General features: G+C 38.1%; 16 protein-coding genes and 1 pseudogene. 5 read left to right on the forward strand and 12 right to left on the reverse strand.

Translation table 11 applies throughout. The annotated features are described in order from the left end of the window. Positions 1–514 precede the first annotated feature (514 nt). The 3 genes from ACG916_RS20650 to ACG916_RS20660 all read right to left on the reverse strand — a co-directional run bounded on the left by ACG916_RS20650 (position 515) and on the right by ACG916_RS20660 (position 3,922). A complete protein-coding gene (locus ACG916_RS20650; RefSeq protein WP_419329237.1) occupies positions 515–1,471 on the reverse strand; it encodes a 3-hydroxyacyl-CoA dehydrogenase NAD-binding domain-containing protein in 957 nt (318 codons plus the stop codon). A gap of 207 nt (positions 1,472–1,678) precedes the next feature. Next, positions 1,679–2,464 carry a 3-hydroxybutyrate dehydrogenase gene (locus ACG916_RS20655; RefSeq protein WP_419329238.1) on the reverse strand — a complete coding sequence of 262 codons (786 nt, stop codon included), beginning with the start codon at positions 2,462–2,464 and terminating at the stop codon, positions 1,679–1,681. A gap of 33 nt (positions 2,465–2,497) precedes the next feature. Next, positions 2,498–3,922 (reverse strand): GntP family permease, encoded by a 1,425-nt coding sequence (locus ACG916_RS20660; protein ID WP_419329239.1) that lies wholly within the window; start codon positions 3,920–3,922, stop codon positions 2,498–2,500. 654 nt (positions 3,923–4,576) lie between these two features. Between ACG916_RS20660 and ACG916_RS20665 the strand changes: the two genes are divergently transcribed. The 4 genes from ACG916_RS20665 to ACG916_RS20680 all read left to right on the forward strand — a co-directional run bounded on the left by ACG916_RS20665 (position 4,577) and on the right by ACG916_RS20680 (position 8,287). Continuing rightward, positions 4,577–5,458, forward strand: a complete 882-nt coding sequence (locus tag ACG916_RS20665; protein WP_004820562.1) for a LysR family transcriptional regulator — start codon at positions 4,577–4,579, stop codon at positions 5,456–5,458. Between the two features lie 147 nt (positions 5,459–5,605). Then, complete coding sequence (locus tag ACG916_RS20670; RefSeq protein WP_419329240.1) at positions 5,606–6,307, forward strand: CoA transferase subunit A; 702 nt, start codon at positions 5,606–5,608, stop codon at positions 6,305–6,307. Between the two features lie 2 nt (positions 6,308–6,309). Beyond that, complete coding sequence (locus tag ACG916_RS20675; protein ID WP_004721431.1) at positions 6,310–6,957, forward strand: 3-oxoacid CoA-transferase subunit B; 648 nt, start codon at positions 6,310–6,312, stop codon at positions 6,955–6,957. Between the two features lie 151 nt (positions 6,958–7,108). After that, a complete protein-coding gene (locus tag ACG916_RS20680; RefSeq protein ID WP_419329241.1) occupies positions 7,109–8,287 on the forward strand; it encodes a thiolase family protein in 1,179 nt (392 codons plus the stop codon). A 159-nt stretch (positions 8,288–8,446) separates the two neighbouring features. On the opposite strand, the gene ACG916_RS20685 is transcribed toward ACG916_RS20680, so the two are convergent. The 9 genes and pseudogenes from ACG916_RS20685 to sbnA all read right to left on the reverse strand — a co-directional run bounded on the left by ACG916_RS20685 (position 8,447) and on the right by sbnA (position 20,807). Then, positions 8,447–8,761 (reverse strand): BrnA antitoxin family protein, encoded by a 315-nt coding sequence (locus ACG916_RS20685; RefSeq protein ID WP_419329242.1) that lies wholly within the window; start codon positions 8,759–8,761, stop codon positions 8,447–8,449. Between the two features lie 19 nt (positions 8,762–8,780). Then, a pseudogene (locus ACG916_RS20690) lies at positions 8,781–9,039 on the reverse strand (BrnT family toxin). Positions 9,040–9,167: 128 nt separating this feature from the next. Further along, the gene (locus ACG916_RS20695) at positions 9,168–11,396 is read right to left on the reverse strand and encodes a TonB-dependent receptor (RefSeq protein ID WP_419329243.1); all 2,229 of its coding nucleotides are present in this window, start codon (positions 11,394–11,396) and stop codon (positions 9,168–9,170) included. 159 nt (positions 11,397–11,555) lie between these two features. Continuing rightward, a complete protein-coding gene (locus tag ACG916_RS20700) occupies positions 11,556–12,329 on the reverse strand; it encodes an HpcH/HpaI aldolase family protein (protein ID WP_419329245.1) in 774 nt (257 codons plus the stop codon). Then, positions 12,322–15,849, reverse strand: coding sequence for an IucA/IucC family protein (locus tag ACG916_RS20705; protein WP_419329247.1), 3,528 nt, complete (start codon positions 15,847–15,849; stop codon positions 12,322–12,324). The genes ACG916_RS20700 and ACG916_RS20705 overlap by 8 nt, the downstream gene beginning before the upstream one ends. Then, positions 15,846–17,051 (reverse strand): MFS transporter, encoded by a 1,206-nt coding sequence (locus ACG916_RS20710; protein WP_336954734.1) that lies wholly within the window; start codon positions 17,049–17,051, stop codon positions 15,846–15,848. The genes ACG916_RS20705 and ACG916_RS20710 overlap by 4 nt, the downstream gene beginning before the upstream one ends. Before the next feature lie 3 nt (positions 17,052–17,054). Then, positions 17,055–18,749, reverse strand: a complete 1,695-nt coding sequence (locus tag ACG916_RS20715; RefSeq protein ID WP_419329248.1) for an IucA/IucC family protein — start codon at positions 18,747–18,749, stop codon at positions 17,055–17,057. A gap of 17 nt (positions 18,750–18,766) precedes the next feature. Further along, a complete protein-coding gene (gene sbnB / locus ACG916_RS20720; protein WP_209826392.1) occupies positions 18,767–19,780 on the reverse strand; it encodes a 2,3-diaminopropionate biosynthesis protein SbnB in 1,014 nt (337 codons plus the stop codon). 22 nt (positions 19,781–19,802) lie between these two features. Beyond that, positions 19,803–20,807, reverse strand: coding sequence for a 2,3-diaminopropionate biosynthesis protein SbnA (gene sbnA / locus ACG916_RS20725; RefSeq protein WP_336954736.1), 1,005 nt, complete (start codon positions 20,805–20,807; stop codon positions 19,803–19,805). Positions 20,808–21,282: 475 nt separating this feature from the next. On the opposite strand from sbnA, the gene ACG916_RS20730 reads away from it, so the two are divergent. Beyond that, positions 21,283–23,484 carry a TonB-dependent receptor gene (locus ACG916_RS20730; RefSeq protein ID WP_419330727.1) on the forward strand — a complete coding sequence of 734 codons (2,202 nt, stop codon included), beginning with the start codon at positions 21,283–21,285 and terminating at the stop codon, positions 23,482–23,484. The last annotated feature ends 672 nt before the right edge of the window (positions 23,485–24,156 follow it).

A 24,156-nucleotide genomic window follows, 5' to 3' on the forward strand; every position in this document is an offset into this window, starting at 1 on the left:
GAAACTCGAAGTTTTGATGACAAACCAAACTCTACAATTTACGTGTAGTGATAGCTAATCACTACAAAGAACAAGATACAAGATGACAAAAATCTTTCTTTTAACAGGGCTCTTGCGCTGCAAACAAAGCAGTGCTTTATTTTTGCTAATATACCCCCCGCCCAACGGTGACATCCATGTCGCCCCACGGTAGGATCACCATCTAGGGTTCAAAAATACAAAAAATAAATTGATAATCAATAGTTTCTAAAAGTTCATAAAAAAACATAAGCTTCATTTATAATCAAAGATTTGAGGGGAATCACTTGTATGAATAATTAGGTGGTTTGACTATAATTCAAAAATAAGCAACAAGGTTCAGTCTGAAATTGTTGCTTGAGATGCTTTGAAATGTTGATTCAATTTTGGAGCGGGAAGGTCAATGATCCTGTTTCCCTTGGCTAAATTTTTGAAGACTAAATTCTCCAGATGAGAATTCTGGAGAATCAATGAAGCTCACTTTTGTAAAATCCGATTAAGGCAAATCTAATTCTTTACGCATCTTTAAAGATCGCAGTAATGCCTGATCACGAAGTAATTGAAGATTCTTATCGCCTAGTTTTTTAACAAACTGTTGAGTTTCTTCATTCAGCATCTCAATTTTTTCTTCAGACAAGGTATAAGGGTGCATATCAGCCCACCATTCAGACATCGGTTCACCTAAATGATGCATAGCGGCTTTAAATCCATGTTGATTGGCCAACTGCATATTTAAATAAGGACCAAATATTGCCCAACGTAATCCGGGGCCATTGGTGATGGCGATATCAATATCTTCTGCGCTACATACACCTTCAGAAACCAGATAAAATGCTTCTCTCCAAATTGCAGACTGTAAACGATTGGCGACATGCCCTTTAACTTCTTTCTGAATTAAAATCGGTTTTTTTCCCAATAATGTATAAAACTCAAAAGCATCATGAATATAGTTCGCTTGGGTTTTTTTTCCACCAATAATCTCAACCAAAGGTAATAAGTGTGGCGGGTTAAAAGGATGACCCAGTACGATTCTTTCAGGATAAAGGCAATCATGTTGAATATCTGAGATTTTTAATCCAGATGAACTTGAAGCGATAATGCTATCTTTAGGGCAGTTTTGAGTGAGCTGTGCATATAAGTCTTTTTTTAGATCAATCCGCTCTGGACCATTTTCTTGAATAAAATCGGCATCTTTTACCGCATCTGTTAGATTTTGATAAAAAGTGAGATTTTTTAAAGTGTCTGAAACATAACAGTCAGAAGAGGTGGTTTGCTCTTCAGCCAACTCGAACAGATCCAGTAAATAGGTCTGAACTCTATTTTTTAAATTTAATTCTGCATCAGCTGCAGGATCAAAAGCATTCACCTGAAATCCTTTACTTAAATAGAATGCTGCCCAACTTGCACCAATAACACCAGTACCGATAATGGCAACTTTATTTATGGGTTTCATATATTCATTTTCCTTGAATAACTTGAGAACGTTGGATTGTCTAGCTATGACACATGACAAAGTGAGCCTTTCACTTTGATAAAAACTAAAGATAGAAAAACTAAAAAACAGTAGGGGAGGATTTCCCCCTACAAATGAATATGTATTACATCTGGTTAGATGATTTACATAGAGACAAATTCATGCTCATTGCAATCATCAACTGTATTACTGAGCGGTATAACCACCATCCATAACCACTGCTTGACCTGTCACCCCCGCCGCTTTTTCACTCGCCAAGAAAACGGCATAATCTGCAATTTCTTCAACATTGAGTAAGCGCTTTTGTGGCACCATGGCTAAAATGACATCTTCAAGTGCACTTGTTTCGCTGACATTACGGGTTTTGGCTAAATCTTTAATTTGACCACGTACCAAAGGTGTGTCGACATAACCTGGGCATAATGCATTGACCGTGATTCCATCACGAGCAGATTCTAACGCTGCAACTTTAGTTAAACCAATCACCCCATGTTTGGCACTGTTATAACCCGCTTTTCCAGCAAAACCGATTAAACCATTGATCGAAGCCATATTGATAATACGGCCATAGTTTTGTGCCTTCATGATTGGAAATGCATGCTTAATTCCAATAAAAGAACCCACCAGCATGACATTCAGTAGTTTTTGATAAATGGCAGTTGGAAACTCTTCGATGGTAGCAACATGCTGAAAACCAGCATTATTGATCAAAATATCCAAACGACCAAAGCTGCTATGTGCTAGACCAATAGCCGCGGCATAAGCATCTTCATCTGAAACATCACAAGGTGCAGATAAGGCTTCAAATCCATCAGTTGTTAAGGCTAAAACTGCTTCATTACACTTGTCCGCATTCATATCTGAAATCACTACTTTTGCACCTTCAAGGGCAAATTTTTTGGCAATTTCAAGTCCAATACCACTTGCTGAACCTGTGATAAATGCAACTTTATCTTTGAGAAGTTGACTCATTATTGACTCCCTGTGTTCATTTTGAAGATAAACTTAGACGATACCAAACCATGTAAATGCAGCAATTGCGACAAATACTGCAACTGTTTTAATGATGGTAATGGCAAAAATGTCTTTATAAGATTGTTTATGTGTAAGTCCAGTGACTGCAAGTAGGGTAATCACGGCACCGTTATGCGGTAAGGTGTCCATACCGCCAGATGCCATTGCAACAATACGATGCATCACTTCAGCAGGAATGCCCATTGCTGCAATAGCTGTATTGTATTGGTCAGCCATGGCACTGAGGGCAATACTCATACCGCCAGATGCTGAACCTGTAATCCCAGCCAAAACGGTTGTGGTGACTGCACCATTGACCAATGGATTGGTAAATGTATGCCCCAAAGCATGACTGATTACAGCAAAACCCGGTAAAGCGGCAATGATTGCACCAAAACCATACTCAGATGCAGTGTTCATCACAGCGAGTAGAGAACCACCTATACTTGCGTTTACACCTTCTTTAAAGCTGGTTGAAACACGACGATAATCGAACATAATCGCAGTGATAATCCCAACGATTAAAGCCAAACCAACTGCCCAAATCGCTGACGTTTTTGCGACATCGACAGTGTAGTTTGCTAGTCCAAGCGCATTAAAATCAAAGCCATTTGGATACCATGTTTTAATTGCTGTAGATAAATATTTATTCATCACTGCAACTAAAATTAAGGGAACAAATGCCATGAATTGACGTAGACCAGAACCATTATCTTGTTGCTGAGATTGATTTTCAAATTGCTGAAGTTCGGCTTCTGTTAAAGTAATACCAGATGCAAAGCCATCTCCATTGCGAGCAGCAACACGACGACGCCATTCCAAATAACTTAAACCAACACCTAAAACAAAGATTGCACCGATAATCCCTAAAAATGGCGCTGCATAAATATTGGTGCCAAAAAAGGTAGTTGGAATAACGTTTTGAATCTGAGGCGTACCCGGTAAGGCATCCATGGTAAAGGAGAAAGCACCCAGTGCAATCGTGCCAGGAATCAAACGTTTAGGGATATTTGCTTGTCTAAATAATTGGTTTGCAAAGGGATAGACTGCAAAAACTACGACAAATAAACTGACGCCGCTATAGGTTAAAATTGCCCCTAGCAGAACAACGGTAAGCATTGCATTTTTAGAGCCAATTAATTGAACAATCGTTTTGGCAATGGATTCAGCAATACCTGACATTTCAACAACTTTACCAAAAATCGCACCCAGCAAAAACACCAAGAAATAATCTTTAATAAAGCCCACCATTTTTGGCATAAACACACCAGAATAAAATGGTAAAACGTTGGCAGGGTTAATCAGCAAGACGGCCAATAAGGCACAAATAGGTGCCATGAGAATTACAGAAAATCCTCTGTAGGCTGTGTACATCAACAAGCCAAGAGAAAGTAAAATTATACCCAGTTCCCACATATTTTTACTCCGTCCTTAAAGAATATATGTCAAAACCCACCTTGTTTTTATTTCAAATCACGACAAGGCTATCTCAATCATAAAAATGCATTAGTGAGTGAAACCAATAAAAATGGATATCTAGAGAAATTAATATTGATCAATAAATTTAGCTTTTATAAATCGTCCAGACTTATAAATTGGAATATCCATTTCCAAATGATGGATAAAACTATAATCCAAATTATTCGAGGCATTGTTTGAAAATATTTATGAGTCAATATGGAAAACTAATGAATAGAAACAAGTTTCATGAGGTTTTTGCGCAATAGGTCATAGATAAGCAAAAGAAAAAAGCCAAATTGGAGATGCAGATGAATGAGTATATGTTCAACGTTTTAATTTTTATTTACAGCAGTAGTTTTATTGACAAGTGTGTTGCTTGAAATACGTAATATATCGATTTTGTACTGATTTAAATGCATAGACATATTTTTTTACAGATCACACAAATTAAAAACTTTCATTAAGACCTCAATCTGAGCAAAACGAGATCAGCTAGCATGGATTGATATCTTATTCTATAAGCAAATCGATAGCTCAAATGACTCATTTTAGGATCAAAACTCGCTTGGTTTAGCGTATTATAGAGCTATAAATCAGTTAGGTTGCCGTATGACACTCAAACAGTTAAAAGCTTTTTTAGTTCTTGCTCGGACATTGAATTATGCCAATGCTGCCAATGAACTTTGCCTAAGTCAATCTGCTTTAAGCTTAAGTATCAAAAGTTTAGAGGATGAGTTGGGTGGCAAGCTGTTTAAGCGCAATACCCGCCGTGTGGATCTTACTGCTGAGGGAAATTCGTTGATTCCATTTGCTAAAAAACTTTTGGCAAATTGGGAAGACATGGAAAGAGATGTTAAACAGCGTTTTAAATTACATCGTGGCACATTGAATATTGCCTCGATGCCTTTCGCGACACATGCTGTTTTACCTGCTGTACTGCATGAATTTAATAAGAATCATCCCAATATCAATTTTTCAATCCATGATATTCCCAATGAAAAAATTATTGAAAAAGTCCAAGAGGGTATTTTTGAAATTGGGATTTGTTTTGAACCGCAACACAATGATCAATTAATTTTTAAGCCATTTTTCAATGAAGATTTTTTAGCACTACTTCCTAAAGATCATCAGTTGGCGCAGCGTAAAAGTGTGACATGGCGTGAGCTTTATGCCTATCCTTTTATCACTTTACAGAAACCTTCGATCATTCGACACGTGGTGGAAGAGAAATGTTCACAAAATAATATGATCTTAGATTTAAAACTTGAGTGTCATCAAATTAGTTCATTGTCGCATTTTGTGGCTTTTGGTATGGGGGTCAGTGCGATCCCACGTCATTTTCAAAATTATATCGATAAAGAAAATAATGTCTTGGTTGAAATTGAAGAGGGCAATGTCAATCTTTCTGTTGGAATCATTTATAAAAAAGATTTTGAACTTTCTAATATTTCTTCGCAATTTATTGAAACGATATTGGCACATCAGTTTTAAAAGAATGTCACCTCATCATAACCTCCACTATTTCAAGGTAAAATCAGATTAATGAGTTTTACTCATTAGACATTTGAAAGAATCAATTTCTAAAATAATTTGCTCGATGTTAATAATAATAATTCTAAAGGACATAGAGTTAAAACGATGAACAAAGTTGTCGCGAATGCACATGAAGCTTTGGCTGATGTGGTTGCAAACAACCAGACTTTTGCAGTGGGTGGTTTTGGATTATGTGGTATTCCAGAAGCATTGATTGATGCCTTAAAAGAAATTGGCGTAACGGGTCTAACCTGTATTTCTAACAATGCAGGTGTGGATGATTTTGGTCTAGGCAAGCTTTTACAAACCAAACAAATTAAAAAAATGATTTCATCCTATGTCGGTGAAAACAAAGAATTTGAACGTCAATATTTAAATGGTGAGCTTGAAGTTGAGTTGACACCGCAAGGCACCTTGGCTGAAAAGTTACGTGCAGGTGGTGCAGGTATTCCAGCGTTCTTTACCCAAACAGGTGTTGGGACATTGATTGCCGAAGGCAAAGAAGTTCGCGAATTTGATGGTAAAGATTACATACTCGAACAAGCATTGGTTGCAGATATTGCTTTGGTAAAAGCCTATAAGGCTGATAAAGCTGGTAACTTAATTTTTCGTAAGACTGCACGAAACTTTAACCCTGAGTGTGCAATGGCTGGCAAATTGACCATTGTCGAAGTTGAAGAAATTGTTGAAATTGGTGAGTTAGATCCAGATTCAATTCATTTACCGGGCATTTATGTAAGTCGTATTGTTTTAAATGCGAAGCCTGAAAAACGAATTGAACAATTGACATTGAAGACGGAGATTTAATCATGGCTTGGACGCGTAATGAAATGGCTGAACGTGCAGCGCAAGAGCTTGAAGATGGCTTTTATGTCAATCTAGGTATTGGCTTACCCACCTTGGTTGCCAACTATATTCCTGACAATATTAATGTCTGGCTTCAATCTGAAAATGGCTTATTGGGAATTGATGAATTTCCAACACAAGCTACTGTCGATGCAGATTTAATTAATGCGGGTAAACAAACCGTAACTGCACGTAAGGGTGCTGCGTTTTTCTCTAGTGCTGAATCTTTTGCCATGATTCGCGGTGGTAAGGTCAATATTGCTATTTTAGGATCAATGGAAGTTTCCGAAAAAGGAGATTTAGCCAACTGGATGATCCCAGGGAAAAAAGTAAAAGGCATGGGCGGTGCAATGGATTTGGTTGCTGGGGTACAAAAAGTCGTGGTGTTGATGGAACACTGTGCTAAAGATGGTAGTCCTAAAATCGTCGCTGAATGTTCATTACCGCTTACGGGTAGACTGGTCGTAAACCGTATAATTACGGATCTAGGGGTGATGGATATCACTCCTCAAGGTGTAGAGTTGATTGAATTGGCCAAAGATGTAAGCCTAGAACAGATTCAGGCGGCAACTGGGGTAGAACTGATCACCTCAAATCTCGCTGTGGCTTGATTGTGACAAAGCAAGGCTAAAATTCTAATGTAAGCAGCCAAGTTTAAATGCTAAGTCGCTTTGGCGGCTTAGACATGTTATCAATGGATATGCTATTTTCAAAAATACCCGCTTCAAAAGTATACGCATTTAAAATACAAGGTGAACTCGAATGGAAAAGATTGTCATCGTCGCAGCTAGTCGTACTGCAATGGGAAGTTTTCAAGGCAGTTTTGCAAGTTTATCTGCACCGGATTTGGGTGCAGTCGTCATTGAAAAAGTTGTTGAACAAGCCAATGTGCCTGTTGCTGATATTGATGAAGTAATTATGGGCTGTGTATTACCTGCGGGTTTAAAACAAGGTCCAGCACGTCAAGCGATGCGAAAAGCGGGTTTACCGGATCATGTTGGCGCAACCACAATCAATAAAGTCTGTGGTTCTGGGATGAAAGCTGCAATGCAAGCCAGCGATGCCATTAAAGCAGGAAGTGCCAAAATTATTGTGGTCGGTGGGATGGAATCTATGACCAATGCACCGTATTTATTACCTAAAGCACGTTCAGGTTATCGGATGGGGCATGGTCAAGTGATTGATCATATGTTCCTTGATGGTTTGGAAGACGCGGGTACAGGGCGTGCAATGGGAAGTTTTGCACAAGAAATGGCGGATAAAAAGGGCTATAGCCGTGAGCAAATGGATGAGTTTGCAATTCGCTCACTGACACGTGCAAAAAAAGCGATTGCAGAAGGTTATTTTAAAGACGAAATCACACCTGTTAAAGTGGCGCTACGTCAGGGGGAGATCACTGTAGATGTGGACGAAAATCCTGAAAATGCCAAGATTGATAAAATCCCAAGCTTAAAACCTGCATTTGCCAAAGACGGTACGATTACTGCTGCAAACTCTAGTTCAATCAGTGATGGTGCATCTGCACTACTGATCACGTCGGCGTCAGAAGCGAAAAAGCGTGGTTTGACTGTGTTGGCTGAAATCAAAGGCTATACAACCAATTCCCAGCATCCTGAAGAGTTTACCATTGCACCTGTGGGAGCAATTGAAAAATTACTGAAAAATGTAGGTTGGTCCGTAGACGATGTTGACCTGTGGGAAATTAACGAAGCTTTTGCCATGGTCACTATGGCTGCAATTGATGCATTTAAACTTGATCCTGAAAAAGTCAATATTAATGGCGGTGCTTGTGCACTCGGGCATCCACTGGGTTCATCAGGTTCACGAATCATTGTGACCTTGATCCATGCTTTAAAACGCTTAGGTAAAACCAAAGGGATCGCAACACTTTGTATTGGTGGTGGTGAAGCAACAGCACTTGCAGTTGAATTAAGCGCGTAATTTATTGTTTATCGTGATAAATAGTTAAATAGTTTGTGATTCAAAATTAAAAAAGCCGGTCGTTTCAATACTGCCGGCTTTTTGCTGTTCTTTGTCATGTGAGTTTAGGTCGTATTTTGATTTTATTGGAATCGTTTAAAAAAAATCTCGCTTGCATTTTCAAGGATTGTTCTTTGATTCTTGAAGCATAGCATCTCGAAGAATTTTGTTTATACGGGTCTGATAGCCCTTGCCTTGAGATTTTAGCCATTGCATAACATCTGAATCAATATGGACAGTAGTCACTTGCTTGGTGGGCTTGTAAAAGGGATTTTGCACAGCATTTTTCCAAAATTTTTCATCAAGTTGAGCAATATCTGAAAAATCTATCTTGCTGTCTGGACGTTCAGCCAAAGTTTCAAGCCTTGCTTTTTGTTCATCTGACAAGGTAGGCGGATTATTCAAATCCACTTTGTAAGTAACGGTTTTGCTCATACTGTTTCCTCTCTTTTTTCTATGCCTGACGTGCCGAAATGATACGGATATGATCCATCCCATCATGATCCTGTGCAGTATGGGCAACCAGTAAAACAAACAGCCTACCCATATACCAAACCTATCGCTTGCCAGTGATATTCACCATTTTTAAAGCGATCTTGATGGTATAAGGCATAAGCATCATAGAAAACCAGTACTGCGTCTTCAAAAGTTACACCATGCTTTTTTAAGTTTATTTCTGCTTTATGCTCATCCCATGAAAATTCAATTTCCATCACTGCATCGCTTTTTGTTAGTATAAAAATGTTAATACAAAAATATAAAATTCAGCCAATTTCTTGACTAGACAATATAAAAAAACAATAAAGCCTTATAGATCTCTATAAGGCTTTATCATTAAATCTTACCATTTATGACTATAAGTCACTTTCAATGTTGCACCTGACGCCAGCAGATGGCTGGTGTTATTACTGGTACGGAGAAGTTGGCTGTATAAAGGATAGTATTTACGGTTAAACATATTTTCTAAGCCAATCGTAACGGTATCTTTTTTGTTGAGGGCAAAACTACTGATTAAATCTGCAGTGGTATATGACTTCACATCATAACGTCCAAAACTGTTGAGACCGTTTAAGCGATAATCTTCTGAACCAAAATATGTCGCTTGTAAACGATTTGTCCATGTGTCTGTTGGGCTATAAGAAATGTATCCTGTTACTTTTAAAGGTGGAATACGGTAACCCGTCATGTCTTGTTCTGTATTGGTGTTCTGTGGGGTTTCACGGCCTTTCATCCATGTAACACTTCCTCCAGTTCCCCATACTTTTGCATCATCAAGATAATCAAGAGTCGCTTCTACACCAGTCACTTTTTCTTTGGTACGCGTCAGTATCAAGCCATTGTTAAAGGATTGAACACCACCCAGATCGGAAGTTGACTGGAACACCGCTAAGCTCGAACTAAAATTATTAAAATGACCGTTCCAACCGAGCTCGTAATTATCCACCTTAACCGGTTCAAGGAATGATGATGCTAAGTTAAATCCTGCTGTTGCATTACGGATCACCACCCCTACATCGGGCAATTGAAAACCTTGATTAAAAGATGCGTAAATCGAGTGCTGATCTGTTGGCTTAAAGGTGACATTGGCATTATATAACCATGCATCGGCCGTCACTTTACCCCCCTTAACAGTATAGGGATTTGGTTTGCCTAATTGTGATAATGGAACAAAGCTATCAATTTTTGCATAACTGTCTTCATAACGCGTACCCACTTCAGCAGACCATTGCTCATTGAAATTATGCTTTAATTGCGCAAAACCGCCGATACTTTGGGTGGTTAATTCAGGTAAATAGATTAGTTTTCCATTTTTAACAAATTCTAAGCCACCAGATTGGACATAAATTGTAGGATCAAACGTATCTAGAGGCATTTCGCTTTTTTCACGGCTAAAATCGCCACCCCAAACAATCGACGTATCACCTAAAAATTCTAGTGGAGTGTTTACGGTTAGGCGACTGCCAAGAACATTATTGTTTTGATAAACCTGATCGACTTGCCCACCACGTGTAATGACTTGACGGGCATCAAATGGCGAGAAGCGAGTAAAAAAGTCTCGGTAGTAGATTTGCGCGTCAACTTTGCTGCCAAATAAATCTTTATTGTTATAGGTTAAATTGTAGATTTGATTTTCATTTTTATTCTGGTCTTTTAATTTAAGCCCTTTGATTGCTTTCGCAGGTACGCTACCTGCAGGAAGTTTTGCTACACTTGGGTCAGAGGCATAGTCAGAATCTTGTTCAGCGTTATAGTAATTTGCTGCAAATTGTAGATATTGGTTGTCGTCAATGTGATAGCCAAGTTTACCGCCTACGCTATATGCATCCGCATCAAATAAATCACCTTGACTTGGTTCTGATGCAACACGATCGCCTCTGGCATCGTATGGACTACCAATACGTTGATAGCCAAAATCAAATGCATAGTCAAAGTTATTTAAGCTTCCAGAAAAATATTGATGAATATCTCCACTTAAAGCATCTGTACGAAAATTGGTCAATGCGCTTTGTAGCCCAATCACAGTTTTTGCAGTCGGTTCACCACCCGCCGCTTTGGTGGTGATTGAAATCGTTCCGCCAGCAGCACCACTTCCATAAATCGCATTACTGCCACGAATGACTTCTATCCCCGTAATACTTTGCGGGTCGATTGATGAAAGACCTCTTGATGTATCACGTGTCAAATTCATAGGTACGCCGTCAACCAAGATCAAGGCATTACGTCCGCGTAAAGTTTGCCCATAATCAGTAATTGTACGACTTGAATCAGATAAGCCAGGCACAACTTTGGCTAAAACAGTGGCAATATTTCCAGAAGACGCATTTTTTAGAAATTCAATTTGTTTTTCATCTAATTTGGTCACTTGTTTTGCAGAAGAGGAGAATTCATCTGAGCGTGATGCGCTGACAGTAATGGTTGGAAGCACTGCAGCTTTGTTTTCTGTATCTGTAGCTTCTGTGGGTGAAATAGCAAAAGAGGATTGTGATAAAAAGATGAACCCACCAATTGATATAAGTGGAATGATTTTTTTTACATCAGACTTCTTATTAAAAATTTTGTTGCTTTTCATCTTGTTTCCTTTTATCTCACCCTGAGATTGCTTTAAATTGACGAAAGTATAATTGAGAATGATTGTAATTCACAGTAACAAATAAACAATAAAACATTTATATTCAGCTTAAATTTTTATTGAGTGGAATAGCTGATACACCACTCAAGGTTTAGAGACCTATACAATTTCTTTATATGAATCAATATGAAGCTGATGTGCTCGACGGGTAATACTGCGATCATCACCGAGCACAAAAAGTTTTACAGACTGGTGTTTCCACAACGCAATATCTTCAGGCTGGCGCGGAATTGCGCAGAAATATTTACCCTGTTGTTGAGTTTTGCTATATATCTCTTGGATCTTTGCTTGAACTTGCGGATGGCGCGTTTCCCAAGGAACGCCCATAGACTGAGAAAGATCTGCCGAACCTTCAAGAATAATATCGATCCCATCAATAGCTAAAATTTCATCGATATTTGCTACACCAGCTAAACTTTCAATCATTGCGACGACAACTGTTTCTTGGTGTGCGTGTTGCACAAAATCCGTTAAGCTCTGCATGCCATAGCGATTTAACCGAGTTGAATTTAAGCCCCTTTGTCCTAGGGGCATGTAGTGGCAATAATTCACAGCTTCTTGGGCTTGTTGTGCATTTTCTATACGTGGTAATACAATTCCAGTCACGCCAGCATCGAGTAAAGGTAAGATCAAGTGATTGGCGGTTAAGGGGACTCGAACCAATACATCAAGCTGTATGGCTCTAGCGGCTAAAATCATGCTTTCAACTTGGGACGTACTAAATAAAGTATGTTCCAAGTCAATAATAATAAAGTCATAACCAGCCAGTCCCAATTGCTCCACATGAATTGGTGAGGCAATAGAACAGAATATGCCATAAAGCGACTCACCATTTTTCATGCGTTTTTTAAAGGAAATTGAAGTTTTATTCATATTCAATTTCCTTAATTAAACTCAACGGGTTTGGGGTGGTTTGTACTCTTAATCGGATTTCTGGTAGGAAGCGACGACTTGCAAGTTGTTCAATATCGATGGTGTCATCTGTAAAGTTAAACAATTCATATCTTTGTGCAAATTCTGGATGCTTTTCTTTATGTTGATTGATGATTGATCTTAACATTGTCCAAAATTTGATTTCATCAAACTCATAATGTGTGTTTAGAAATATGGCCAATTCCGCTAGATTGACAAACCAAAGTGCGTCTTGGGTGAAATCTCTTAACTCATTTGCTGCGTGCGTTTCTAAAAAAGAATTTGGGTTAATTTTGGCATGTTCTTTAGGCGCGTCTTGTAAATCGGGTAATAGCTCTGGATTTCTTAGCAAATGACGACTAAAGCGAATACCATCATGGAAATCTTTTAAAGCCGCTTTAACAGGTAGACCATCTTTGTGAATTAACACCATGTTTTGTGCATGTGATTCCAATGCTAAGCCGTGACACCATAAAATATGCATAATTGGCAGATAGGCATTTTTTAATAACTTCTCTAACCAAAACTCGATCCCGTATTGTTTGATCCAGTGGTCTATCAGCGGTTTTTGGTCAGTATCAAGTTGCATTAGACCTGTAACTGGTGTTGCTGATTCGCCTTCATTGAGATAATGATAAATACTTTCACGCCAAATACAGGCCAGTGCGCCATATTGAACAGCTAAGGCGATCGGCTGATTGATAGAAAGTCCAGCAATTTCTCTTAAAATAACGGGTTTACGTTGTTTTTCTAAAATATGGTCTTGCTCAACGATTTTATACAGCCAGTCACTCATTTTTGCAGCATTTTGCACAGTATGTGGTGCTAAAACACGAGAGGTCGACGTGTTAACTAAATTCATCGCTAATTTTAGTGATAACGCTGAAATATCCGTGATGTTTGATAATGTTCGGATTGATTGTTGCGGTAAATAAGTAGGTCCAGCGATTTTCAATGGAATGATCAGTTGATTGCTGATTGCATCTTGATAATACAATTCAATAATTTTATCCCATTGCCAAGGGTGAATGGGGCTAAGAATATAATCATTGAAATCAACTTGATACGCTGTCAATTCCTCACGGATTGCGTGAAGGTCTTTGTCTGAAAAATGCTGTTTATACAGTTGATTTAAGTTGATCGTTTCACTCAAAACCAATTTGCATAAGCTTTTATGAGTAGCAGTCCATTGAACAGAGAATCCTTGGGATAATTCAGGTGAGTATTTTTGATTTTCCTTAAGATCAAAGCCTATTCTAGATTTAAAACTTGGATGATAGAGATGTGCATTGTTTATACGGGCTTCTTGCTCAATATATGACAGTGTTCTTAATGGTTGGTTGGGTGATAGACCCAGTGTTTGTGCATGTTTGACATAGCTAAGATTGAGCTCATCATTAAAGCTTTGCCATTTGATTGGATCAGCATCAATAATATGTTTTAAATCAGCTAATAATGCTTTTAAATTTGGACTGCTTGATGACTTTTGAACAGCATCATAACGGACTAAACTCGATGGATTTAATTTAATTCGGTTAAAACTAAAATGTTGTTTAGCGTCGCAGCTATAAAAAAGATCATCTGAAATAAAGAATTTAATTTGCCCATTTGATTTTTCGTAGTTAAAGGCATTTTCAAAGATTAAGGCTTCTAATAATTGCCCGATGACACGTCTTTCCGCTTGGACTTTATAATCAATTTGTTGCGTAGCTTGAAGAGGGGTCAGTGCTTGAGCGCCTCTGTATTTATAAATCGGATTTTCAATATCAATCCAAATCGGGTTACCGCCACTGTGATATAAGGTGTTCATCATATTTGCCTTAATAGGTAAAGTGAGAGAGTTAAGCAAAAGGTTGCAGTAGTGCTGTGCTTTATCTGAGAAGTTTTCATCGATCAGGGTTTTTCTGGTGGTTTGCCAAAGTTCACTTTCTTCAATAATGCTTACTCTTGATATCGCACTAATTAGATGCGCAATATGATTGATGACTAAATAATATTGCAGAAAAATCCATGCATCCTTTTGAGAAAACCAAACAGTGCTATCTTCAGAGACTGAGGAATGATCATTGAGCATCTCAGAAACCACACTAATCCCTTCCATATCACGAATAATCAGTCGAGCAGGGAAGCCTTGTTTAAATTCCATTAAACTATTTTGCATATGGGCTTCAACACTAATCCCTTTATTTGCAAACAATTCAATTAGTGGAACCAAGGAAACTTGAATATATTGTTTCCACCAATCAGCAAGAAAGGCTTTTGAGTGACTATTTGGAAGTCCTTGGGCTTGTGCGGCCTGATCAATAAACGCCATTAAGGGGATCTGATGATGCTCATTTTCTTCGACTAAACCACCTAGCATCCGAGTATTTTCAAGCGTTTCCGTAGCTAATCCTGCGCGATATATAATGCCAAAAGAACTTTCTAACTCAGGGATTTTGACAGTTTTGGCTGTAAGCTCTGGAAGAATGAGCATATTTTTATAGTGTTGGTTGATCTGATGCTTAAGAATGATTTTACTGGCATCAATCGCTCTTTCCATTTCATCCATAGGGTTGTTACGAATAAAACTAGTAATACGCACATCAATGGAGAGTTTTAAAAAAATATTAGATTGCGGTAACCAAACGGTTCGTACTGAAGATGTAGGCCAAACGGTTTGTCCTAAAGCACCTAAATATCGAACCTCATGATTTTCTAAATAGCGTTTTAAGGAAGGGTGTAGGAGTAAAAAGTTTGCTTGCCACGGATGTGTAGGCAAAAGTTCATAATTTTCGAAGTCATTTTTGAGGCGGTGTTGTGCATGCTTCAAAACGTCTTCTTCAATCAGTTGATCAATATTATTATCGCTGACAAGTTTTTGGATTAAGGATGAATGCACTGCGAAGTAGTGTAACTGAAACGTCGCACCTAGCTCTGGGCTATACTTTTTCATATCCTCTTTAGAAAAGCCTAGATTGGCTTTTGAGGTCACATGAAATGGATGTCCATATAACATGCCTTGTTCAGCAGATTGAAAACTAGAGGCCAGTTTAGGCTTTATTTGATCTACGCTGTTTTCTAAAAAGAATTTGGTATTTTCGATACTGTTTGCGATTTCCGCATAGAGATTCTGATTTTGCTTTTTATCTTTAAATTGGCTATTTAACTTTAACTCATCGGTTATCATTTTAACCAACACTTTAGGATCAGTGAGACTTTTGACAGTCTTATCCTCAGTATTGAATACACAAAAAGAGCGCTGGTAACGATGATAACCTGTGCTTGAGAAATGCTGTATCGCACCATAGATGATTGAGTTAGATGCAGTAAATGGGTATGAAAAACAGGGTGAATTATTTGCGTCATGTATTGCTAAAGGTGAATCCTGTTCTGAGAGAATATGCTGTTCGAGTTGAACTTGAAGTTCACGAAAAAAAGTATTCAAGTATTGTTCAAAAAGCTTGTAAGACCATGCATCGGTGGTAATGATCGGGTTCATTCTTGTACCTCTTCTAAAATTGTATTGGTTAAAAATTTGTTTAAAGTCACGATTAATCCAGCACCAATAAAAAATAATGCAGTGCAAATTAACGCGGCAGTGATATTGAAAAATGAGTATGTGAGGGTGACCGCAATCGGTCCAAACAGTTGACCAAGAACAAAGGCACTATTTGAAATACCAATCACTTTTCCTTGATTTCTTGCATCAGTTTTTAAAGAAATCGTATGAAAAATAGAGGGAATAAGTGCAGCGAAACAGAAACCTTGTATGAGTCTTAAGAGCAGTACTAACCAAATATTAGTGGTCCATGTCAAAGCCAGAACCGTGATTCCACAGATCAGTGTTGCACTGACAAAATTATGAAATGAATCGCCTCTCGCATCGTTGCGTTTCCCCCAATAGGTTGCAGCAAAAAATGCAGCACCCCATGAAAGTGCGTGGATTGTTCCTGTTAAACTCGCAATAGATAAGGGTATAGCTATATTTCGACTGATTTCACTGATATATAAGATAAAACAGGACACTAAACCGAACCCGCCAGCTTGGACAAAGGTTCCCGCACTGAGCCACGAAAAAATTGTTCGATCAAAAGATTGTAGTGTTGATGGTTTTTTATCGGGTCCCGTGACAGATGTCTGCACAGTTTGGCTCAATAAAATAGCAGCAACTAAGATTAAAACGATGACAATATATGCTGTGGCACTGAGTAAGGTTTCAACTTTCCAATGATCCATAAATATGCCACCGAGTACCGGACCACATAGACAGGCCAATGCGACACTGCTTTGGAGCTGTCCAAAGGCAAGACCTCTTTGTCGCTCGCTAGACAAATAAGAGGTATAGGCATAAAGAATCACGGATAGACCGCAAAATCCTAATAAAATACGGGCAAAAATAAACACAAATAGATGCTGTGCTCCCGCCATTAACAGTATAGAAATGCAGAAACCAGCCAAGGAAAGTAACAGTGCTTTTTTATGCCCAAATGTATCTGATAGATGACCAATAAGGGGGGCTGTAAATAGACTCCCTAGAGCTGGTGCTGACAGCGCTATACCTGCCCAAATGGCGGGTGCTGCCATTTGCGCCGTCAATTTTTCCATATATAGCGGCATGATCGGTATTAAGACCATCAAGCCAAAAGTCGAAAAAAATTGACACAGTAAAATAATCAAATGATCTAGGCGAGAGGAACGCATGATTTAGATATCCATGGTCTCATAGCAAGATTGGAATAAAGCATGGTAGGGATTTGACGTCATACCAATTTTACTTGGCATCCCTGTTGAATCACCTTGTTGGGCTAATAAAGGGGTGAGTAATTGTTTGAATGGCCAGTGGCTACTTTCAAAAACATATTTTTGAATACAGTTTTTCGATTGTTCAGAAAGCGCGACAGTTTCTATAAAGTTGACAATAATTTCTTGGATCATTTCCCAGAAATCAATTTCAGTATGATCGGTATATTTCAATGTTGCTAATGCGATAGGGTATAGGTTGATTTGTATCCCGAGGGTTATAAAATAATTAAATAAATCCTCATTTTTATTAAAGATAAGATTGTTTGGCGTACTGGTATCAATTTTATAGACTGGCGGAACAAAATCACTGTCCTGAATCGCAGGGGTGCATATTCTTAAGGTGTCATGGTCACGCAGAATAAAGCATTTAAATTGATTGTCTTGGTAACATACAAGGGTGTTTTGACCATGACACTCAGGCATAACACCAAAAGACCACAGTGTGAGAAAAGTGTGAATAAAATGGGTACTCAAATCTTTAAGTAAGTTCCATTTGTCACCTGTTATACCTAAAGCTTCCCATGGATCAATATAAGGGCAACTTAAAGCAGACATGCTAATGGGTGCTATATTTTTTTCTTGGCAAAAATGAGGTAAATGCCTCACTTGACAGCCGATAACACCTAAATTTTGTACCAGCGGTTCTTGTTTTCCTAAGACCCACCAATGGGTTTCATTGCTTAAAAAGAGCTGATGTTTTAATGATGGTGTTTTGTCGATGACATCATTGAGAAAATCATATGCCGCATGACCGTTGGCTAAATATCGAGCAGGCATAGAGCGAATAGCACCCAAAGTTTTGGCATTGGTCGAGAGCTTTAAGTGCTGATTTGAATTTAAGTGATTGATTAAAGTTCGTAGCGAGGATGTTGGGCAACCAATTGCAGTGGCGAGGCCGAGGTCAATCCCTAGATATTTGTTTTCTTGAAATGTTAAATAGTCATGCTGTGTTTTAAGTACAGGTATTGCAAGGTATTCATTTGAGAGAGCCTGCATTTTTTCAATAATAAGATTTTTTTCCTCAGCAGGGAGAGCCAGTTCATCATGTGGAATGGATTCCATATTATTTCTGACATCTGTTTTTTTAAATGCCCACCAATACACTTCAATTTCTTTTTGAGTAATGAGTGGACTGAGATCACCTTTCGCATGTGCAAATGGATGAAATGCACGGTCAGCGACAAGCGAAAGTTGTTCACTCATTATGAGTGGCGAAGAAAAAGAAAGTGCGGATTGTAAGATTTGAGGAATTTTTTCAGCAGTCACCAAATTATCATGCCAATACGTAATGGCCTTTTGGTGGTTGATTGATGGCCACCATGAGGATTGAGTTAAATAATTGAAAACGTCAGCAATCGCGATCTCAGTGGTCTGTTGACTCAACGTGTTATGAAGTAAAACTTCTGCTTTTGTGATATAGAAAGGATTTACACTATTTACTTTTAAGCAGTTGAAATGTAGTTCCAACTCACTACTCAGATGTATTACAAGATAAGGCTTTTTATAGACAATATGGTTTCTGAACTCACCATAATTTTCCATATAGAGCGCATCTATAGTTTTCTGAAGTTGTGTTGTGTAAATCCGATCTAACATGTGCATTGTTCCTATAATTATAAAAGTGGCAAAACTGTGCCAATATTTTGTTTTTGTGCAGCATTGAAAAACCATTTCGCACAAACAATATCGTCGATCGCCATACCCATTGGATTGAGTAAAATGATTTCATCATCATTTTCACGGCCATTTTTATGCCCAATAATGATGTCACCTAGTTCAGCATGTAGTTTTTCACGGCTAAATAAACCTTCTTCAACCAGTACATTGATGACTTTCTTTTCTCTATTGGATTGATCCCAGTCATCCACAATCACTTTGTCAACTTTGAGGAAAACTTCTGGTTCAATATCCATGATTGATATATTTGAAACGAAGCAACCTTTTTTAAGCCATTCAAACGGGATATAGGGTTTGTCAGATACTGTGCAAGTGATTAATACATCTGCCTGTTGGATCGCCGACTTGGCAGTTTCATGAATTTCGATTTGAAGATTTGGATATTCGGCAATAAATAAAGCTTTAAGTTTTTCTGCAGCTTCTGGGTTTAGATCAAATAAATGTATTTTTTTAACTTGTGGGTATTGTTCTAAGACCGTTTTGATTTGCATTTGGGCAATCGGACCACAACCAATCACGCTGATATCTGAGAAGTCTTTTTTGGCGAGATATTGAATTGATACACCAGTAATTGCCGCTGTTCTCATCGCACTAATTAAACTGCCTTCCATGATTGCCACGGGGTAATTTGTTTCAGCGTCATTTAAAACAATTAAGGCACTGGCACGAGGAATATTAAATTTCTTAGGATTGTGTTGGCGAGAACCAATCCATTTGATCCCTGCAATAGGATCATTTCCAGCCAAATAACATGGCATGGCAATAATTCGGTCGGCAATATGGTCCGCACCTTGCCAACGTAAATAGGGTTTTAAGGGTTGTACAAACTGTTTATTTGCGTGAAGTGTGAGGCCTTCAGTAATTGCTTCGATAAACGAATTACTGTGATTTGCACCAAGATGAAGTAAATCTGATTGACTAAGGTAACGAAGGCTAGCCAAATTACTCATAAATATTTCCTAAAAAGTGGAGTTAAACAACGGATTGCAAAGTAAAATTTTCTTGATTGAGATGATTTTTATTGAAATGTCTTCTCTTGATCATTTCGAACCATTCTTCGTCATAAACTAAATCTAAATAACGATCGCCTCTATCTGCCAAAAGGGTTAAAACGCATGATCCAGAAGGGATGGTCGGGATAAGTTTTTTTATTGCTGAAATAGATGAGCCGCTAGATCCACCCGCAAAAATGCCTTCATGTTCGAGGAGTTCTCGGCAACCTAAAGCTGACTCATAATCATCAACATAGATGACATCATCTATTTCATCTGGGGAGAGTAGGGCTGGAACGGTACTTGCACCGATACCCGGAATTTCACGTGGGCCTGAGTGACCACCAAAGAGAACAGAACCGACGATATCGACTGCAATAACTTTTAAATGCGGGAATTTTTCTTTTAAGCGGCGAGATACGCCCATGATTGTTCCAGAAGTACTTGCACCAACAACCAAGTAATCAATACTGCGATCGATTTGATTTATGATTTCTTCTGCTTCACCATAATAGTGGCTTTTCCAATTGTTGGGATTTGCATATTGGTTGATCCAAACAGCATTGGGCAACTGGCGGCAAAGTCGTTGTACTGTATCGATTCTTGTTTTTAAATAACCACCGTTTTGATCTTTTTCAGAGACCATTTCGATATTGGCTTTATAGAGCTTCAACATTTGTAAATTGGCTGAAGCAATTTTGGGGTCAATCACAGCAGTGAATTTTAGGCCGTAAATTTTGCATGCCATTGCAAGTGCAATTGCTAAATTGCCCGATGAACTTTCAACAATATGGCTATCTTTATGAATGAGGCCAGATTTAAGCCCTTCTTGTAACATATACAATGCAGGTCGATCTTTGATACTTCCACCTGGATTGAGTAACTCCATTTTTGCGACAACGGTGACGGATTGATCGGTAAACATCCTTGAGAGTCTGATTAAAGGAGTTTTACCTATGCAATCGAGAATATTGTTATGGATCATCGTTAGAATTCTCTGGTTTTATCTATTGCAAATGATAATCATTATTGGTTTTGTTATTATTAAAATTTACGCTAAATTTGTTGTGTTTTGTAATTTTATTGAAGAATAAACTGTGGGCGTGAGTAATGATTTTGTTTATAAGTTTTTGATAAATATGGCTTATATATAATTATTGACTTAAATTATAGTGAAATTAGATGACCATTTGATTAAAATTGTTAATCAATCACTAGAAAAAATTATAAAGCAGATCGCTATCACATTTATTTTTATTAAAGAGAATCACCCTAAGAAAATCTTAGAAACTCAAAATGAATCAGAACTGAAATTATAAAAAGACAAATTAAATTAATAATTTTTGTGCTGTGTTTTCCTTGGGTTGTTGGAATAGGCTATTAAAAGATTATGTTTTACATTAATAATGTTAATGATTATTATTATCGATAAAATTCAGGCCTACAACTGAGGAAACAGGATGCGCCTTTCCCAATTCAGCTTATGTGTTTTATCTATTGCCATCAGTAGTCAGTTATATGCACAGGATGAAACCTCGAATAATCAGACATCAGTTAGCAATGCTCAACAACAGGAATCTGTCCAGAAATTGCCACAGATCGTTATTACAGCAACACGATCAGAAAAAAGCATTGCAGATATTGCAGGGACTGTACAGAACATCAGCGGAGCAGAAGTACAAAAACAGGCTGGGGCAGGACGAAAAGTAGCAGATGTTCTTGCGCAACTGGTTCCTTCACTGGCGCCGTCTAGTGGTACTGGAAGTAATTATGGACAGACCATGCGAGGCAGAACGGTACTGGTGATGATTGATGGCGTATCTCAGACTGGATCGCGTGATCCTGCGCGCCAATTGAACAGTATCAGTCCGGGTATGATTGAACGGATTGAGGTCATTTCTGGAGCAACCAGTATTTATGGTTCTGGTGCAACGGGTGGGATTATTAATATCATTACCAAACGTGCTGACAAATCGAAACCACTGAGTTTTGAGACGAAATTAGGGATAACCTCTGCTGATAATTTCCGAGGAGATGGTCTGGCTTATGAAGCAGGTCAGAGCGTTTCTTTCAGTAATGATAAAATGGATGGTTTTTTGGGTGCGAACTATACCAGCCGAGGATCATTGTTCGATGCGAATGGGGATCGGATTGCAACTGAACCCAATCAAACCAGCCGTAATGATACAGATACGTTAGACATAAATGGACGCCTGAATTTTAATTTGACTGACACACAAAGCTTAAGTTTTGGTGCGCAGTATTATAAGGATAAGCAGGATACTCGTTATCTACCTGATTATGGACCGAACTATACCATTGCTAAAGGGCCACAGTCTGAACGAGCCATCAAGGGGCTGGAATTAAGTAATCAGCCATTTACGGATCGTTATGCTTTGAATACCCAATATCAAAATCAGGATGTATGGGGGCAGACGGTAAATTTGGAAGCCTATTATAGAAATGAAAAAGGGCGTTTTTTCCCAGTTTATTCAGGTGGCGCTACGGTCAATCAATCAGAATATACGGTTGATGTAGCTGGAATGCGGTCTACAGTGCAGTCAGATTTTAAGCTTGCAGCGCGAGATCTTAATCTGACCTATGGTCTGGATTATGACCGAGAAAAAGATACTCAGCATTATGACGTATTGTCTGTCAGCAATAACGGTATGGTTTACAAGGATACTGGTAGAAGGTTAGATGCTGGTCCAGATACTGTCATTCAGAATATCGGGGCTTTTTTACAGGCAGATTATCAATTAACGGATCGCTTTAATCTTCAAGCGGGAACGCGCTATCAATATATCAAGGCAGATACAGACGCTTATACACCTTCTAGACAAACACAAAGCGTTGCGAGTGATTCAACAAATGCTGACAAGTTTTTGTTTAATTTAGGCGCAGTTTATAAACTTACTGATAATCAGCAATTATTTGCCAATTTCTCTCAAGGATTTAGTTATCCAGATATATTACGGATGTTACGTGATGTCTCAATTCTGACCGTTTCAACTGCGAATATAGAACCACTAACGGTCAATAGTTATGAACTGGGTTGGCGTCTGCAAGATGATCAAAAACTTGATTTAGGAATTACTGGTTTTTATAATACATCTGATAAAGTCATTCAGTTCAATGCTGATCGTTCAGTCAATATTGCGGATACTGATCAGCGTGTTTACGGTGCTGAAATGACTGCGGCATATCCAATTCTGGATGATTTTAAAATTGGTGGCACGTTGGCTTACACCCGTGGACAATATAAGGATGCGGCGGGTAATTGGCGTGAGTTAAATGCTTATCAGGTATCTCCAACTAAGGGAACTATTTTTGGTGAGTGGAATAGTGATGATGGTTATGGATTCCGTGTACAGATGCTTGCTGTAAAAGGAACTGACAAAGCCTTTGAAGATGATAAGGTTGCGGTGAACAGTGATAAGGTGGTTCCAAACCGAGCTGCAAAAATAAAGGGTTATGCGATTATGGATACCCTCGTGAATTTCCCGGCTTATAAGGGGCGGGTGGATTTTGGAATTTATAACGTGTGGAATAAAGACTATCGCACCGTTTATAGTCAGCAGTCAGAAATTACCTTTTCACCTGTGTCTAGTATGCGGGCACAAGGGCGAACCTTTTGTTTGAGTTATACTTTTAATTATTAATTGATGTTAGCTAAAAGCTAGTGCTGAGTGTTTGATTGTCACTTATCACTAGTTTTTTTATTTTAATATAAATCAGTTTTTTAACTGAATATAAGTGTGAATTATCATTAAAAAATTAAAATATAGCACAATAGAATTCATGAGCTATTCAGAGCTTTTGAAAAAACTAGTTAGGATGAATAGAGTCCTTGTATTTGAACTATTGTTACACAATTAAAAATTGATAAAAATACGATGAGTACATGCTGTAGCACCATAAGATCGGTTCGAAGTTGTTTTTGTTTATTCTTACTGTTTAAAACCCATCATTGCCAAAAACTAAATCGAAAAGGAGATATTCATACATCCGCCTAGCGTAACAATCTTATTGTAGATTTTGAATTATTTTTGAATAAATATTTTATAAAACAATGAGAAAATTTTACTTATTATGCATTAAAAAATAAAAATATTTACATTTTTGCTTAAAATTTGAGCGCAATATAGACAGGTCTGTATAGACAAACCCTTAAGTTTTTTAGTATAATCGATCACAATTTAGAATTTAATAATAAGCATGTCTAACAATATTTACGCTGCTTTGGAGCAGCTTGGCTTATCAGCACAAAAACGTGCGATCCACGTACAATTTTCTAATTCGGCATTGAGCCAACAAGTATTCCTACAACGTAT

Origin of the sequence: Acinetobacter legionensis (assembly GCF_048552295.1) — a bacterium.
Classification (GTDB): Bacteria; Pseudomonadota; Gammaproteobacteria; order Pseudomonadales; family Moraxellaceae; genus Acinetobacter.

Bases quoted from the DNA above. Each gene is read 5' to 3' on its own strand.
- ACG916_RS20650 (WP_419329237.1), bottom strand. From the start codon at position 1,471: ATGAAACCCATAAATAAAGTTGCCATTATCGGTACTGGTGTTATTGGT.
- ACG916_RS20655 (WP_419329238.1), bottom strand. From the start codon at position 2,464: ATGAGTCAACTTCTCAAAGATAAAGTTGCATTTATCACAGGTTCAGCA.
- ACG916_RS20660 (WP_419329239.1), bottom strand. From the start codon at position 3,922: ATGTGGGAACTGGGTATAATTTTACTTTCTCTTGGCTTGTTGATGTAC.
- ACG916_RS20665 (WP_004820562.1), top strand. From the start codon at position 4,577: ATGACACTCAAACAGTTAAAAGCTTTTTTAGTTCTTGCTCGGACATTG.
- ACG916_RS20670 (WP_419329240.1), top strand. From the start codon at position 5,606: ATGAACAAAGTTGTCGCGAATGCACATGAAGCTTTGGCTGATGTGGTT.
- ACG916_RS20675 (WP_004721431.1), top strand. From the start codon at position 6,310: ATGGCTTGGACGCGTAATGAAATGGCTGAACGTGCAGCGCAAGAGCTT.
- ACG916_RS20680 (WP_419329241.1), top strand. From the start codon at position 7,109: ATGGAAAAGATTGTCATCGTCGCAGCTAGTCGTACTGCAATGGGAAGT.
- ACG916_RS20685 (WP_419329242.1), bottom strand. From the start codon at position 8,761: ATGAGCAAAACCGTTACTTACAAAGTGGATTTGAATAATCCGCCTACC.
- ACG916_RS20695 (WP_419329243.1), bottom strand. From the start codon at position 11,396: ATGAAAAGCAACAAAATTTTTAATAAGAAGTCTGATGTAAAAAAAATC.
- ACG916_RS20700 (WP_419329245.1), bottom strand. From the start codon at position 12,329: ATGAATAAAACTTCAATTTCCTTTAAAAAACGCATGAAAAATGGTGAG.
- ACG916_RS20705 (WP_419329247.1), bottom strand. From the start codon at position 15,849: ATGAACCCGATCATTACCACCGATGCATGGTCTTACAAGCTTTTTGAA.
- ACG916_RS20710 (WP_336954734.1), bottom strand. From the start codon at position 17,051: ATGCGTTCCTCTCGCCTAGATCATTTGATTATTTTACTGTGTCAATTT.
- ACG916_RS20715 (WP_419329248.1), bottom strand. From the start codon at position 18,749: ATGTTAGATCGGATTTACACAACACAACTTCAGAAAACTATAGATGCG.
- sbnB (WP_209826392.1), bottom strand. From the start codon at position 19,780: ATGAGTAATTTGGCTAGCCTTCGTTACCTTAGTCAATCAGATTTACTT.
- sbnA (WP_336954736.1), bottom strand. From the start codon at position 20,807: ATGATCCATAACAATATTCTCGATTGCATAGGTAAAACTCCTTTAATC.
- ACG916_RS20730 (WP_419330727.1), top strand. From the start codon at position 21,283: ATGCGCCTTTCCCAATTCAGCTTATGTGTTTTATCTATTGCCATCAGT.